Consider the following 15126-nt stretch of genomic DNA (forward strand, 5'->3'; position numbering starts at 1 on the left):
TAAAAATATTTATTCCTCTAAATAATGAAGATCCACGACGTTAAGCATTTTTTTAGATGCAATATTCGCTCATTACTTGATATAATCTTTATGTTTTTTCTGCTCTGGTTTTATGCCATAACGTTTTTTCCAACAGTAGAATGAAATGGGTAGCAACATAATATAACACAATGTGCTGAAAATGATCATTTCCCATAAGAAGTGTATCATGAATGCAATATAGGCCACAGAGCAAAGAACAATGGGTAACACAAATTTTCTATGGATTTTTTTTCCAGACCAAACTGGTAATCGCGAACATAACAAAAAGCTAATGATCATGGCATAAATCGTTGAGCCATATCCATATATTACACTGATTTTGAATCCCAAAAAATTTATATACAGTGGTAGCATCAATAATATTGCTCCGAGTGGAGCTGGCACGCCAACAAAATACTCACTTTTCCAATTGTCTTTTTCATCGCAGTCATTCATGATATTGAAGCGTGCTAAACGCAAACTAATCGCAATTGTATACATAAGAGCTATGCTCCACCCAAAAGCATGAGCTTGTCGTAAAACAGCAATATAGGTTACTAAAGAAGGGGCAACGCCAAAATTAATAACATCGGCAAGCGAATCCAGCTGTGCACCGAATTTTGAAGTTGCTTCCATAAAGCGAGCAATACGTCCATCAATCCCATCAAGAAAAGCAGCAACGAGTACCATACATACCGCTGTTTCATAATTTCCTTCGATAGCTGATCCGATTCCGCTAAATCCCGCACATATTGCTAGGATTGTTACTAAGTTAGGAAATAAAAACTTGAAAGGTGGAATTTCTTTTTCCTGTAAACTCCATCTCTTACCCTTATAAAAAGAATACCGTGCCTCATCTTGATCAGATGGGACAACAAAATCATCTGGAAGAACATTATATTTTTTTTTTTCCACGGGGAATTTCCTTACATTGCAAAGTATTTCCCATCAAGTGCGACATACTAATAGAGGAGGCTTGGTTGAATTAAATTCAGCAATGACAGTTTCACCAGCTACAGTTTTTTGACCGATTTCAACGCGTATATTAGCGTCTTTAGGCAAGAAAAGATCTACTCTTGATCCAAATCGGATTATGCCAAAACGCATCCCTGCTTCAACTTTCATAGTTGGTTTAACCCAGCAAACGATTCTACGAGCTACAAATCCTGCAATTTGCACGATACCAATGTTTCCGTGAATTGTTTTAAGTACTAAACTTTGTCTTTCATTTTGTTCGCTTGCCTTATCTAGAGCAGCATTCATAAACTGTCCGTTACGGTGAACACTCTTGATAACTTCACCACCAATAGGCATTCGATTCACATGACAATCGAAAATATTCATGAAGATAGAAAGGCGTAACATAACTTCATTTTCTAGTTCTAGCTCTGGTGGTGGAGACATTTCACATATCGCAGATACGAGTCCATCAGCAGGGCTAATCAATAAATTGGGATCTATAGGTGTAACTCTTTCCGGATCTCGAAAAAAATAAGCACACCAAACAGTGAGGATAGCTCCAAACCATAACAAGCCGTAGGACCACATCCCTATAATTATTGTAAATGCAGCAAAAGATACTATAAAAGGCCAACCATGAAAGTGAATGGGTACTAAAATTTTGCGAATCGCTTGGATGAGATTCATGAATACCATTTCTCCTTTATACAGTGCATTCACGCTATTGCACTCAAAAAATTACCTAGGGATACCTAGAATAGAAGACCTCTTTTATCAGAGTATACCAGCGATGTAAACATTTAAGACTGCTTGATTGCATATTTTACTGATATCTTAGTGATATAAAAAAACCTTTAAATTTATTTTATTGATTCACATTGTTTTTTCCACATAGAAGTATAAATACCACCTTGTGATATTAGATTTTCATGAGAACCACTTTCTACTACAGTTCCTTGATCGAAGACAATAATATTATCAGCATCGGTAATAGTAGACAGCCTATGAGCAATCACTAAGGTAGTGCGATTTTTTGAAAGAGTAGCTAATGCTGTTTGAATATGTCGTTCCGTGATGATGTCAAGGGATGAAGTGGCTTCGTCAAAAATAATGATAGGTGGATTTTTGAGAATGGCACGTGCTATAGAGACGCGCTGTTTTTCTCCTCCGGAGAGTTTTAACCCACGTTCTCCTACTACAGTATCATATCCATTCGGCAACTTCATGATGAATGATTTGAGTTGTGCAACTTCGACTGCAGCGCATAGTTCTTGGTCAGATGCGTTGGGATTTCCATAGAGAATGTTATAGCGTAAAGTGTCATTAAAAAGAATGGTGTCTTGTGGAATAATACCAATGGTTTGTCGCAGTGATTCTTTCGTAATTTTTTTTATATCTTGACCATCAATCGTGATAATACCGCCTTTTATATCATATAATCTATAAAGAAGTTTAGCGACAGTTGATTTTCCGACTCCTGATTCTCCAATTAATGCTGTTTTTTTGCTAGGAGCAATTTCAAAAGAAATCCCTTTAAAAATGCAATTATGGTGATTGTACGAAAAGGAAACGTTATTGAACACTATATGGCCATTTTTTATCTTTAAATCTTTGGAATTTACAGCATTTTGGATTTCTATTTTTTCGTTTAAGATATTGAGCAATTCTTCTATCTCTATAAAACTCTGACGAGAATCACGGTAGATTGTTCCAAGAATATTTAATGGTATGGCGAGTTGAGTGAGTAAGGTGTTGATGAAGACAAAGTCTCCAACAGTTTGTTCTCCTATATAGACGGCATGGGATGATATAATCATGGTTATGACCATACCTATGCTAAAAATCAAACCCTGTCCAAAGTTTAACCATCCTAAAGAGGTTGCGACAGATATTGCTGATTCTTTGTATTTAGATATATATTTTTCAAGCCTGTTTATTTCGAATTTTTCAGAATTGAAATATTGAATTGTTTCAAAATTAATCAAAGTGTCAAATACTTTAGCGTGGCATTCATGAAGTAAGTTATTCATTTTCTTAGAAAGACCGACACGCCAATTGCTTGTTATTATAGTAAACCAAACATAAAGGATTACGGTAACTGCCATGATGCTAACGTAAATATCGCCATAGCTATACCATAGGAAAGCCATGGAGATAGCGAATTCTAAAATTGTTGGTATCAGGTGGACAACTATGATGCGGATGATCATTTCGATGGATCGTATGCCATTACTTATTGCAGAAGATAATTTGCCAACTTTGTAATTAATGTGGAAACGTTGTGATAGTTTATAAACGTGTGAGACTACTTGATGATACAAGGTGCATGTAGCTCCTTGACCTATCTCCACATATAAAAAGTCACGAATATGATTTGAGATCAGATTTACAACGCGCATCGTTCCATAGGAAGTTATTAAAATCACTATTCCTATCGTTAGGTAGGATGTCGTTTTGCTGGCGGTTGACTGCTCAATTAAACTTTCTGTAACCCACTTCAATAAAAAAGGAATTCCGAGTATCACAAATTTAGATGCAATGACAGAAAACATTGCTCCTATAATTCGAACCTTTAGATCCCAGCGGTTCGCAGGCCACATATAGGGCCAAAGTTTTTTTAAAGTCCTCAGCGAAGGAAAGCGTGCAAATGCCATGTTGAAAGATCTTCCTTTATTATACTAGCTGACCTTAAAAGACCTATATTACTTACTAAGTATAATCAAGGGTACGCTGATTTTTATATGTAGAAGAGAAAATGAGAGCCATCACTAGCACCTATAAGATATAAAATAGTCACTCGCATTAAAGAAAGATAGAAAAAATGTAGAATAAACGCAAAACTTGAAGAAAAAAAATAGAATCTGCCAAAAAAATTTTTTTGGCAGATTGCTACGTTAAGATTTTTTCGTTTTATTCTTTCCACTATTTATAACGGTCGGCAACAAATAAACGACCATAGCAATAACAACTATACCAAAAACGATGGTACGTACCGTATCAATAGGTTGTTTTAGTATGAAAACACTACTTACGATCATCAAAAGTGGTGCGGTGTACTCCATAATTCCTACAGTAGATAGTTTAGCTCTCTTAATGCCATATGAAAAAATACAGAAAACAAACGAATTAAGAAGTCCGTATCCTATCAAGAATAAGGTGTCTGGGATATTCCCGAGGAAAAAATGTTCTCCACCCGAAAACCCATTCCACACAACATAAAACAATGCAGGAATAGCTAGAACACACATTTCTATAAAGAATCCCTCGCTGGAACCTACCGGAATTGTTTTACGCGCAAAGCAATAAGCACTCCATGTCACCGCGATAGCCAAGGACAAAAGCGGAATTCCACTGTGCAATGTCATGATCAACAAGGACAAAATAATGAGTAGTGCCGCAATAATTTGCAGATGATTTAGACGTTCTTTTAGAAATACCGATCCCAAAAATACGGAGATAACAGGAGTCACAAAATAACTAAAAGACGTTAAAAATCCTTGCCTTGTTAAGAGTGCATAAATGAAAAACCCCCAATGAACAGCGAGAATAGTTGCACTGAATACAAGCATGCCGACCGCTTTGGGATTTTTCAGGGTGTCCTTCAATAAAGATAATCCACCGGAGAAATAAACAATTGCAAAGAAAACTCCAGGCAAGGACCATAAGACACGATGAGAGATCACTTCAAGTACAGATACCTGTTCTAAGAATTGTGTATAGAGAGGTGTTATCCCCCAGAGGATATATGCACAAAATACAAAGAGAGTACCCATCATTGTTGGCAGGGAAGCATTTTCCTTGCTCAAGCCTTTTGAATATTCTTTTTTAGTTGCTCCTTTTCCCATGGTTTTTTCCTTTTAATTAATACTTTATTAGACGTATTGAAAAAGAGTACGCTAACACAATAAAAAATTATTTTGAAGATAAATGTGATATTTTATTGTTATTTTAACGATATTAATTATGTTATTCGATTAAATATAGAGATAAAAATTGATTGAACTTATTTGTAAACTAGAATATCCGAGTATATTGTCTCTTATTTCCTTTTAGTATAGTTTGCTGTAGATGAAGTTATGGCTATTATTCTAATCATTTCTTCATATAACCTCGTATACACTTTTATAATTACGTCCTATTTTATCTCGCTCATTTAGTAATATTATAAGGTAATCAAATAGGATTACGTATATTCCATTATATTTACCTAGTTCATTTAAAGATTTACAAATTATATTTTCTTAAGGGATATTTTTATTTGAATGAAACAAAGAAAAAACAAGGGGCGAAGATGTTGTAAACAAAAATTGGTTCAACCACTATTTTTTTGATTCTGGATAAAAATATTTTGAATTTTTGATTTAACATTATTATTTACAATTATTCTTCCATTTTCGGTGGATCCTGTATCTTAGTCAAAGAATCGTCATATTGTAAGCCATATGTTGCCAACATCAACATATCGGCGGCTTTCTGATTTGCTGCTTGGGCTGTGGCATAACGTTGGAAATCGTCCCTAGACTGCTTGGCTAACGCTCTTTTTTCTTGCTCCGTTTTTCCCTTATAATCCATATGTTGGTATCTGTGCCATATTATTGATGCTATAGCTTCCTCATTATTTGTTTTTTGGTACCTGTCTCTGGCTGCTAATATTTTTTCTTTTTCCGCCTCTGTTGGCTTTCTGAGATTTTCTATGACGGGCTGATTTCGTCGGAACGTTGGCTTCTCGGATTTTTTTATGGGTTCGTCGCCATGCGCATTATTTTCTGAATTTGGAAGGACTGGGGGATGTTGTGAATCTGAATGATCCAAGGGCGTTGGTTTCCTAGGTTCACCATCGTTTTTGTCATCTTTTAATATCGGAATCACTGGAGGATGCTGTGAATCTGAATGATCGCAGTTACTTACACCTAATACCACAGGGATAAGAACGGATACAATACCTAACTTTTTAATACTCACGCTATAACCACTTAACGGCAACGCCACCTATTCTGGTCAAGTGGTCGACTAGTAATATAATTTCGAGTATCTGTCAATATATTTTGACTTCTAAAGGAAGATACTGGCATGGATGCTTGTGTTGGTATTTAGTGATTATTATAACTGAGCATACTTTTCTTATGTTCATTTATTCTTTGAAGGTAACGGTTGATTGATGCCAGAACGTGCACTGATTTCTCCTGTTATCAATCTACAATATGATATGGGAGCACTTTTTTGCTGACCTGCATATCGATTCACTGTGATGATAACTATTTAGTATTTTGAAGATTGGGGAATGAGATCAAGAAAGATGTATGGAACCACTAATATGAGCTATAGTGTTTTTGAGATTAGGGTTTATCGAAGCGCTGTATTTTACTTTATAAAAAGGATATTTCCCTCCAATTTAACATAATGGACTTGCGATTATGGTTTCTGTTTCCACCGAGTCATGCGCTGTCCGTTGTCAGGATTTTTGTAATCTTCTAAAATAAATCCCTTACTTTCCAATTGTTTTCTGATGTAATCTGCCGAAGAAAATTTTTTCATTTTTAAAAGAATTAGACGTTCTTGTACTAATTTTTCAATAGCTATTGATATATTTTTATTAAGATGTTCTTTGCAGACTTCGATTCCTAAAATATGGGCACTGGCATTAAATATGGGAAGCAAATCATGGTTCTTTGTGCTTTCACGGGCCAATTTGTGGAGTGCTTGTATCGCTGATACAGTATTAAGATCATTATATAAGGCGGAAAGAACTGCAGGATCAATTATCCCCTTGGATGTTGAGGTTTGCGGCCATTTAGACAATAGTATTTCGGCTTCTGTTAATCGTTGGACAGTAAAATCAATTGGTTCTCTATAATGCGTCATGAGCATGGCCAGACGTATGACGGGAGCAGGCCAAGATCGTCCACCAAACTTTTTTGTTTCAAGGAGCTCGTTGATCGTAATAAAGTTGCCATTTGATTTTGACATTTTGCGGCCTTCTAAATTGAGAAAACCATTGTGAATCCAAATATTAGCTGTTTTTTCTATGCGATCAGCGCAACAAGATTGTGCTATTTCGTTTTCGTGGTGTGGAAAAATTAAATCCAGTCCTCCTCCATGAATATCAAATACTTTTCCAAGATAATGGGAAGACATTGCTGAGCATTCTATATGCCATCCAGGTCTCCCTCTACCCCAAGGGGATTCCCATCCTGGTTCCATCGGAGTAGATCTTTTCCAAAGAATAAAATCAGCAGGATTTTTCTTATGATATTTTTCTGGAACACGTGTTCCCATTTTTTGCTCATCGATTTTACGTCTGGAAAACGATCCATAATTTGGAATAGAGCTGGTATCAAATATAATTTCATTATTAGCTTCGTAGGCATGACCATGTAAGATGATGTTTTGAATTAAGTATATCATTTGAGGGATATGATTAGTGGCACGTGGTTGATGTGTAGGGGCAAGACATGCTAGTCGCGTTGTGTCTTTGACAAATTGTTGAGTATTTTTGCTTGTAATAATACTTATGGCATCGTTGATGGGTATAGATGGATGTTCTTGGCGTGCGCGTTCAATAATTTTGTCATCGATATCAGTGATATTGCGAACGTAAGTTACGCATTTTTCTCCATAATAGTACCGCAAAAGACGGTATAATACGTCAAAGACGATCATGGGTCTAGCATTGCCGATATGGGCAAAATCATAAACGGTTGGGCCACAGACATACATTCTAATATTCGAAGGATCGATCGCTTGGAATTCCGTTATTTTTCGTTCCAGAGTATTATATATTTTTATTTTTTTTTTCATAAGGACAGCCTCGTGAATGAGTGAATTCTAGTTCAAATTCAAATTATCGCATATTTTATCGCGAACAACCGTTTTATTCCTTTTATTATATATGATTAGAGAGAATATCAAAAAGTTTGATAGGTTTCGCTCCTCATCGGCGATTGTGCTCAGTATTAATCATATTTTTTGATATTATGAGGTAACTAGTTTTCTGGGGAATAGAAAATACCTTGAATGTTTAAATTTTTTCTATCAGAATCTCAGGATATTAAGATTTGTATAGATATATATATCATCAATTGATTGTTCATGTTAAAGATGTCACGTTTAAAAGGTTTTCATTTTCAGGTGGATTATGAGAAAAAAATTATTACAAGGGATAAGGCGTTCAATTTTGATTCGTGAAGGGGCTGTAGCTATTGAATTTGCAATATTAGTTATGCCGTATTTCATGTTAGTTTTTGCTATATTGGAAATTTCTCTTTCTTTTACTGCTGGACAGTTGTTTGAGAGTGCGGCGTATGATGTTGCGCGTAAAATTCGTACAGGTGAGATATCTAGCAAGAACACGCATTCCCTTACGGAATTTCGGCGGGTTTTTTGTAATGACCTGCGAGTTCTATTTAATTGTTCGGAAAATGAGATAGGAAGGCCATATGATTTGTACTTGGATGTCAAGCAAATTAAATCATTGCAGGAAATTACTGAGACAGTACCCCGTAAGGATAAATCTGATTCCAGTTCCGAAATAGATGATCGGAACTTTTCTTTTCATCCTGGTGGTCCTTCTACTTATAACGTATTGAGAGCATATTATCATTGGCCATTATTTACAGATCTTATGCGTCAGTACATTTCTTCAGTCAAGCATCCAGGTAAAAAAGGCGATTTTTTACTTTCATCGATTGTGGTATTTAAAAATGAGCCTTTTTAATGGATAAAATATGGTGAATAGTTCACGCATATATGTAATAGGAGCTATAAAAATTCAGTGGTTCTTTAATTTTCTGACTCGTGTCGTTCACGATACAGGCATTTTTTCCTAATAAAGAGAATGTCATATGAAATGTATTAAAAATTATATCTTACGATTTTTATCTCGGGAAAATGGTGTGGTTGCAGTAGAAATGGCAATTATTCTACCTATTTTGTTGCTAATTTACATGGCAGTATATGAGATAACCATGCTCTATACTTTGTCTAAACGTTTAACGCGTTTCGCAAGTCACATGGGAGACATGGTTGCACAAGAAACTTCAATCAATAAACAATATTTACAAGGTTTTGAGAATTTTTTACGTGCCACTATGTATCCTTATAGAACTCCAAATCATTCTATTATTGTGACTGGTTATTGGCTCGATAATAAGCAAATAGTTAGGAAAATGTGGAATTGGTCTTCCAGCAATGTGAAGGTTGAAAGAGAGGATATTCCTGCTTCCATCAAGGATGCTTCTACGTTTATTGTACGTGCTGAAGTTTCTATTAATTACCGTACGCTTGTTTTTTCAAAAATATTACCAGATTCTCTGAAAGGGGATATTGTTCTAAGGAAAGTTTACTACTATCGTCAACGTTTAGGTGATCAGATAGTTTGTAGAGATTGTTAAAATCTATCAAAAATTGAGTTATTGGAAAGAGACTCTAGAAGAATCAATAGAATTATTGGGATATAAGCTCAATATATAATTGGATCTTTTGATTTTATTTTCCTTGATAAATGGTCACGATTTTTGGTTGATAATGCATTTCTTTTTTAAACGTATTAGGAAAATTATTTATCCTATTCCGATGAGGTGATGATGGTCGTTGGAGTTAGACGTTTTCCCCAGAATCGTATATTTAAGCGCTAAAGGATATAGTAAGTGTTCGGCGGATAGAACTTTTTGAGAAAGGCTTGATTCCGTATCCTGTGAGGATACAGGTACAGCTGCCTGAGCAATAATTGGGCCTTCGTCCATATTTGCAGTAACCATGTGTACCGTACATCCGGTGATTTTAATGCCGGATTGTAAGACGCGACGGTGCGTATGAAGCCCTGGGAAGAGGGGGAGTAGGGACGGGTGGATATTAAGAATTTTATTCTTATAGGATTCCACGAAATCTCTGCTCAGAAGACGCATATATCCCGCAAGGCATATTAGATCTGGCTGTATAGAAGAGAGTTGCATGAGAATTGCTTTTTCATGCTCTCGCCGAGAAATATAATCTTTATACGGAATGGGAAAAGTAGGTACTTTTTCTTTTCGTGCTTTGACAAGTCCTTGTGCATTAGAATTATCTGAAAAAACCCCTACGATTTCAGCAGGATAATCATTTTTCTTAGTAGCTTGAATAAGAGAGAGCATATTTGTGCCTTCTCCGGATATAAATATCACAATGTTTTTACGAATCATAATATCAGCGATCCTTGATAGAGAATAGGGGGGCTTTTTTCACTACGTTGTGTTACTTCTCCTATGAGGATTATATTTTCATTGTTTTCTTGAAATTTTTTTATAATACAATCCTTGTTGTCAGGATGCACAATAATAACCATTCCAATTCCACAATTAAAAGTACGTAACACTTCAGCAGGCTTTACATGTGCTTTTTTAGATAGCCATGAGATAATTTGAGGAACTTCAACGGAATTCAAGTTAATACTAGCGGTCAGATGAGCTGGAATAGCTCTTGGGATATTTTCTGTCAATCCTCCGCCTGTAATATGTGCTAATGCTTTTATTTTTCCTGTTTTTCTGAGTATCTTCAGAAGAGGGGATACGTAAATACGTGTCGGCGTCAGAAGTGTTTCTCCTAAGCTATGTTCTGATGAAATAGGAGAGGGATCTTTCCATGATAATTGTGATAATGAAATAATTTTTCGTACTAGTGCAAAACCATTTGAATGCAATCCTGAAGAAGGTAATCCTAAAATTAGATCGCCTGCGCAGACGTTTTCAGGGGAGAGTAACTCTTTTCGTTCTACTGCTCCTACAGCAAATCCTGCAAGATCATAATCCCTATCATGATACAATCCTGGCATTTCGGCGGTTTCCCCGCCAATTAATGCGCATCCAGCTTGGCAACATCCTGCCGCAATCCCTTTTATGATACTGGTTGCTTGATCAGGATTCAATTGGCTGGTTGCTAAGTAATCAAGAAAAAATAATGGCTCAGCGCCATGAGTCAAGATATCATTGACACACATTGCTACTAAATCTATGCCAATGGTGTCATTTTTACCTGTTTCTATCGCAATTTTAAGCTTGGTGCCAACGCCATCACTGGACGATACCAGAATAGGATCTACGAAGCCTGCTTTTTTAAGATCAAAGAGACCTCCAAAACCACCTATTTCTCCGATAGTTCCCGCACGTTTTGTGGATTTTACAGCTGATTTGATCTGCGTAACAGTACGATTTCCCGCTTCTATGTTGACGCCGGCTTGTCCATATGTAAGTCCACGCTTTCGTTCATGATTCAAATTTATTCTCCTATATCTGAAAGATTTTTGTTCGTGATTTTAGAACGTATGAGGAAAAAATTATATGGTATATTTTTAATGATGTGGATATGTTATGCTGCAATAATCTTGTCTGTCTCACTTTTGGCACTTTCATTCCTGAGTATGATTATTACAGTGGCGATTGCTCTTGTGCAATATCTGAGGGGATCTTTTGTCAAATAATTAGTATTTTGATGGAGAATTCTAGACCATGAATCTTATGAAGGAGGATTATAGTTTCTTTGTTCCTGATAAGCAAAAAAATGACCAGCCAAAGAACAAGGAAGAACAGCTTTTTTTCTCTTTTCCTAGGTGTCTTGGAATCAGTCGAGACGATCTTTTGGTACATAGTGCTATTGAGCAGGCTGTACGTCTTATAGATTCTTGGCCATCTTGGCCATCACGTGTCGTGATTCTCGTTGGTCCAAGTGGTTCTGGAAAATCTTGTTTGGCTAATATATGGTCCGATAAGAGTAGATCTACAAGGTTTAGTAATATTGCCAAAAGCTTGGATTCTATTTTGATAGATACGCGAAAACCAGTATTACTAGAGGATATTGATCTCTTAGATTTTAATGATACCCAACTATTTCATATTATTAATAGTATTCATCAATATGATTCGAGCTTGTTGATGACGGCGCGTACTTTCCCCGTTTCTTGGGGAGTGTGTTTACCGGATTTATGTTCTCGTTTGAAGGCGGCAACAGTAGTCAAGATCAGTTTGCCAGATGACGATTTTTTAGAAAAAGTAATAGTTAAAATGTTTGCTGATCGGCAGATTTTTATTGATAAAAAACTTGCTGCTTACATTGTGCAACGTATGGAAAGATCTTTAGTTTTTGCAGAAAAACTAGTTGATAAAATGGATAACTTAGCCTTATCTCGGGGCATGGGGATCACGCGTTCCCTTGCTGCTGAAGTACTAAAGGAAACACAACAGTGCGATTAACCTTTTTCACAAGCATTCTCACGTAGTGTCTAAAATCATCAGTAATTAGTTTATTGCTTATTTCCAGCATGATATTTGTTTTTTCGCAGCGTCACACCACGACGAGCATTTCCGAACAACTATATACATTGTTCGGATATGCTAATCAGCTTGGTGCGGATGGCGGGACTCGAACCCGCACTCTTAATTTAAAGAAGCAGATTTTCTTACCACTACAATTTTCATTGCCACTGCTTTTTGCGCAGTGTTTGTGGTCTGGACTGTCCCTTCACCATAACATTTAAATGTTTTAGGTGCTGCCCGTCCAGTCTCTACACCTTCCTTGAAACAAGGCTTGGCTCGGGATTGGCTTGTGAGAGCTTTCCCCGAATTTGAGCAGTTCTACTCCATAGATTTCTCTATGGACACCCAATAACATTAAGTCTGCTGCGTCTACCGATTCCGCCACATCCACAATACTCATTTCACTTAATACACGATTCAAAATATAAACCGCATATGTGATCAGAATGGACTCATTGTATACTATTTTTCACAATCGTGAAGTAAAAAAAATATTTTTGTTTATAATTTGTGTATGGGCATACTGCATATGTATGGTTTTGATTATGAAAACTAATATTTTTTTATAAAAAATATTTTAAATCAATAGGATAAGGGATATTATAGAAGGAGATGTTGATAAAGATATTTTTGTTGTTGCGTGTATAAAATTTACAATTTATACCCTTGATTAACTTTTTTTTCTATTATAGGATATCCTTAATATATTCTTAACTTAAAAGTTGATTTTGGTGCTATAAAGGAGGATCAAGGTGAGTCAAACGCGATTGTCTATTCCTAAATCTCGTATGAATCTTGCTGTTGAAGATAAGGAAACTCGGTTGTATCGTCGATATTGGGAGGGGGAATATAAAACCTCTGGCCGTGTTTCTTCTTTTAAAAAAAGTTCTTTCGGTTTTTATATCGTAATGCTACTGTCCTTTTTTGCAGGTGTGTTGGTTTCTTTTTTTGGATTAATCTGATTCTTGTTAAGTATTCCGGTTGTATTTTCTCAATTATTTTGTTTGGAAGTAAAATCCCAAGGAGTAGAAAGATGGCTGAGTGCCCTCATTATGATATAAGGGGGTAGATCCCCAATTACAGAGGTGTTTTTCTCTGCTCTTTGAGATCATTATTAGAGTTTATACCATGTGGAATGGTTGGTATTTCGTATTTTAACGCTGGTGCAGTGTTAAAAAAGAAAATTTGTCGTGGTTGGCACATTTTTTTCTGTAAAGATGCTTTTACTTAGGTGGGTTCTGTGCTGTTTTAATGAGCTCAAAAGATTCTCTATTTGTATAGGTTTGATCGTTGAATTTGCGATTGGTAATTATTCCTTTGATTATGGGATATTCACCGAGTGCCGTTGCTATGTATTGTTGTACAATAGGAAGTAGCAGAAAACGAAGAAATTGTGTTGCTACACTTTTTTTTTTTGAAGATTCTGCAATTCCACCGACAGTCGAACAAAGTATATTTCCAATATCTTTCGGGAGAAAAGGGGTGTAGGAAACGGAAACTTCACTATGGTGGTTTTTAAAAATTGCAACAGAAGAGGCATTAATCAACGATATATCAACTTCTCCGTTTTCTATCGCTTGTATTTGGTCAATATCTCGTTGGCAGTAATATTTTTTATAAAATCTTGGACTACCGTCTTGTTTGGTGTTTGTTCCATTGTATTAAGCAATCTATGGAAAGATATATTATTAGGGGCGATGGAGAGTCTTTTTTTCCATTGTGCATTTGTCAGGTCGAAAACGCTTTTAGGTAAATCAGCGATTTTGATCCGTTTGGTAGAATATGCTAACACTTGAGTATCGAAGGAAATTCTCATCAATTTTTTGTTTTCATTTTTGAGTACAAAAGAATTCTTTTTGATGAGATGAGCGGGGAGCTTATGTAGTAAATCTTCATTTAAAGCAAGTGACGTTTCATCTTTAGTTATTATAACATCTACAGGGCTTCCTTGGGTTATAGGGGGTCTTTGTATGGAAGAAGTGTATATTGGACTGATTTTTACTCCTGTTCTTTCCTCGAAAGAGTGTATGATAGGAAGCATAACGCTTTGGTTTTGATCAGTATATAAAGTCAAATATTTGGTAGTATTTTCCGTGGAGAATGCTTCTGTGAAACCGCAAAGCAATAAAAGATATGTATATATTGTACGTTTAAACATGATTGCCTCAAGAAAATTATAAATAAAAATTGATTATAAAAAATTGGCATAATGTAATCACATTTATTTAAAAACATAAAGGAAATTAAGAATTGTAAATTATTTTATGATAATATGCCCGAGTGTATTGAAAATTTCGATATACATTTTGAGGTATTAAGTATCTGAAAAATAAAAGATAGTATACAATATTGTATCGACCTTATTGAGAAGATAGAGGGAGGGGAAAGTAGACCATCAAATTTTTTTCATGTGCTATTGAATAGTAGTGAAAGGAAGAATCATGCTAGCTAACACAGAGAAACAAGCGCTACAAACAGCAGATCATTTGGATTCTTGCATTGCAACTGTTATGGAGTGTTTAAAAGAATTAAAAGCTGAGGATATATGTCATATAGAAAACACATCCTTGCGCTCTTTAATATGTGATAACATGGTCATTGTTTCAGGTAGATCTACAAAACATGTGGCTTCTATTGCTGATAATCTGATTTCCTATCTTAAAAAGAAAAAAATTAAAGTTTTTGGTGTTGAAGGTTTATTAGCTTCTAATTGGGTTTTGATTGATATTGGAAATGTCATGGTCCATGTATTCCACCCAGAATCTCGCAAAATCTATGATTTAGAGAATATGTGGGTATAGTCAACAGTTAGCGAATTTTCGCACTCGAATCTAGGGCATCAATGTATATTGGTGCCCATTTT

Annotated in this window: 15 protein-coding genes; 5 read left to right on the forward strand and 10 right to left on the reverse strand. The window is 35.7% G+C overall.

Going from position 1 to position 15126, the window contains the following annotated elements; genetic code table 11:
- Positions 1–72: 72 nt before the first annotated feature.
- The 6 genes from CD16_RS03150 to cysS form a co-directional block, all read right to left on the reverse strand.
- On the reverse strand, positions 73–936 hold the full coding sequence (locus tag CD16_RS03150; RefSeq protein ID WP_015452581.1) for a CDP-alcohol phosphatidyltransferase family protein: 864 nt from the start codon (positions 934–936) through the stop codon (positions 73–75).
- Between the two features lie 33 nt (positions 937–969).
- Entirely contained in the window at positions 970–1668 is a 699-nt protein-coding gene (locus CD16_RS03155) for a phosphatidylserine decarboxylase (protein WP_015452582.1), read from the reverse strand.
- A gap of 173 nt (positions 1669–1841) precedes the next feature.
- Positions 1842–3635 carry an ABCB family ABC transporter ATP-binding protein/permease gene (locus CD16_RS03160; RefSeq protein ID WP_015452583.1) on the reverse strand — a complete coding sequence of 598 codons (1794 nt, stop codon included), beginning with the start codon at positions 3633–3635 and terminating at the stop codon, positions 1842–1844.
- Between the two features lie 240 nt (positions 3636–3875).
- Positions 3876–4826, reverse strand: coding sequence for an EamA family transporter (locus tag CD16_RS03165; protein ID WP_015452584.1), 951 nt, complete (start codon positions 4824–4826; stop codon positions 3876–3878).
- 535 nt (positions 4827–5361) lie between these two features.
- Positions 5362–5943: a hypothetical protein gene (locus CD16_RS03170; RefSeq protein ID WP_236301242.1), complete on the reverse strand. Its 582-nt coding sequence runs from the start codon at positions 5941–5943 to the stop codon at positions 5362–5364.
- A gap of 450 nt (positions 5944–6393) precedes the next feature.
- On the reverse strand, positions 6394–7779 hold the full coding sequence (gene cysS / locus CD16_RS03175) for a cysteine--tRNA ligase (protein WP_015452586.1): 1386 nt from the start codon (positions 7777–7779) through the stop codon (positions 6394–6396).
- Between the two features lie 337 nt (positions 7780–8116).
- Here cysS and CD16_RS03180 point away from each other — a divergent pair, with 337 nt between their 5' ends.
- Together CD16_RS03180 and CD16_RS03185 are read left to right on the forward strand one after the other, a co-directional pair.
- Positions 8117–8695: a TadE/TadG family type IV pilus assembly protein gene (locus tag CD16_RS03180; protein ID WP_015824911.1), complete on the forward strand. Its 579-nt coding sequence runs from the start codon at positions 8117–8119 to the stop codon at positions 8693–8695.
- Positions 8696–8822: 127 nt separating this feature from the next.
- Positions 8823–9371, forward strand: a complete 549-nt coding sequence (locus CD16_RS03185; RefSeq protein WP_015452588.1) for a TadE/TadG family type IV pilus assembly protein — start codon at positions 8823–8825, stop codon at positions 9369–9371.
- Positions 9372–9539: 168 nt separating this feature from the next.
- On the opposite strand, the gene purN is transcribed toward CD16_RS03185, so the two are convergent.
- Positions 9540–10157 (reverse strand): phosphoribosylglycinamide formyltransferase, encoded by a 618-nt coding sequence (gene purN / locus CD16_RS03190; protein ID WP_015452589.1) that lies wholly within the window; start codon positions 10155–10157, stop codon positions 9540–9542.
- Positions 10154–11227, reverse strand: a complete 1074-nt coding sequence (gene purM / locus CD16_RS03195) for a phosphoribosylformylglycinamidine cyclo-ligase (RefSeq protein WP_015452590.1) — start codon at positions 11225–11227, stop codon at positions 10154–10156. The genes purN and purM overlap by 4 nt, the downstream gene beginning before the upstream one ends.
- Before the next feature lie 232 nt (positions 11228–11459).
- Here purM and CD16_RS03205 point away from each other — a divergent pair, with 232 nt between their 5' ends.
- Complete coding sequence (locus CD16_RS03205; protein ID WP_015452592.1) at positions 11460–12200, forward strand: P-loop NTPase family protein; 741 nt, start codon at positions 11460–11462, stop codon at positions 12198–12200.
- Between the two features lie 815 nt (positions 12201–13015).
- Entirely contained in the window at positions 13016–13225 is a 210-nt protein-coding gene (locus CD16_RS03210) for a hypothetical protein (protein ID WP_015824912.1), read from the forward strand.
- A 261-nt stretch (positions 13226–13486) separates the two neighbouring features.
- Here the strand turns inward: CD16_RS03210 and CD16_RS03215 are convergent, their stop codons facing one another.
- Entirely contained in the window at positions 13487–13810 is a 324-nt protein-coding gene (locus CD16_RS03215) for a hypothetical protein (protein ID WP_015824913.1), read from the reverse strand.
- A gap of 23 nt (positions 13811–13833) precedes the next feature.
- On the reverse strand, positions 13834–14421 hold the full coding sequence (locus CD16_RS03220; protein WP_015452595.1) for an ABC transporter substrate-binding protein: 588 nt from the start codon (positions 14419–14421) through the stop codon (positions 13834–13836).
- 283 nt (positions 14422–14704) lie between these two features.
- Here CD16_RS03220 and rsfS point away from each other — a divergent pair, with 283 nt between their 5' ends.
- Positions 14705–15064 carry a ribosome silencing factor gene (rsfS, locus tag CD16_RS03225; RefSeq protein WP_015452596.1) on the forward strand — a complete coding sequence of 120 codons (360 nt, stop codon included), beginning with the start codon at positions 14705–14707 and terminating at the stop codon, positions 15062–15064.
- The last annotated feature ends 62 nt before the right edge of the window (positions 15065–15126 follow it).

The organism is Candidatus Liberibacter asiaticus (assembly GCF_000590865.3).
GTDB lineage: Bacteria > Pseudomonadota > Alphaproteobacteria > Rhizobiales > Rhizobiaceae > Liberibacter > Liberibacter asiaticus.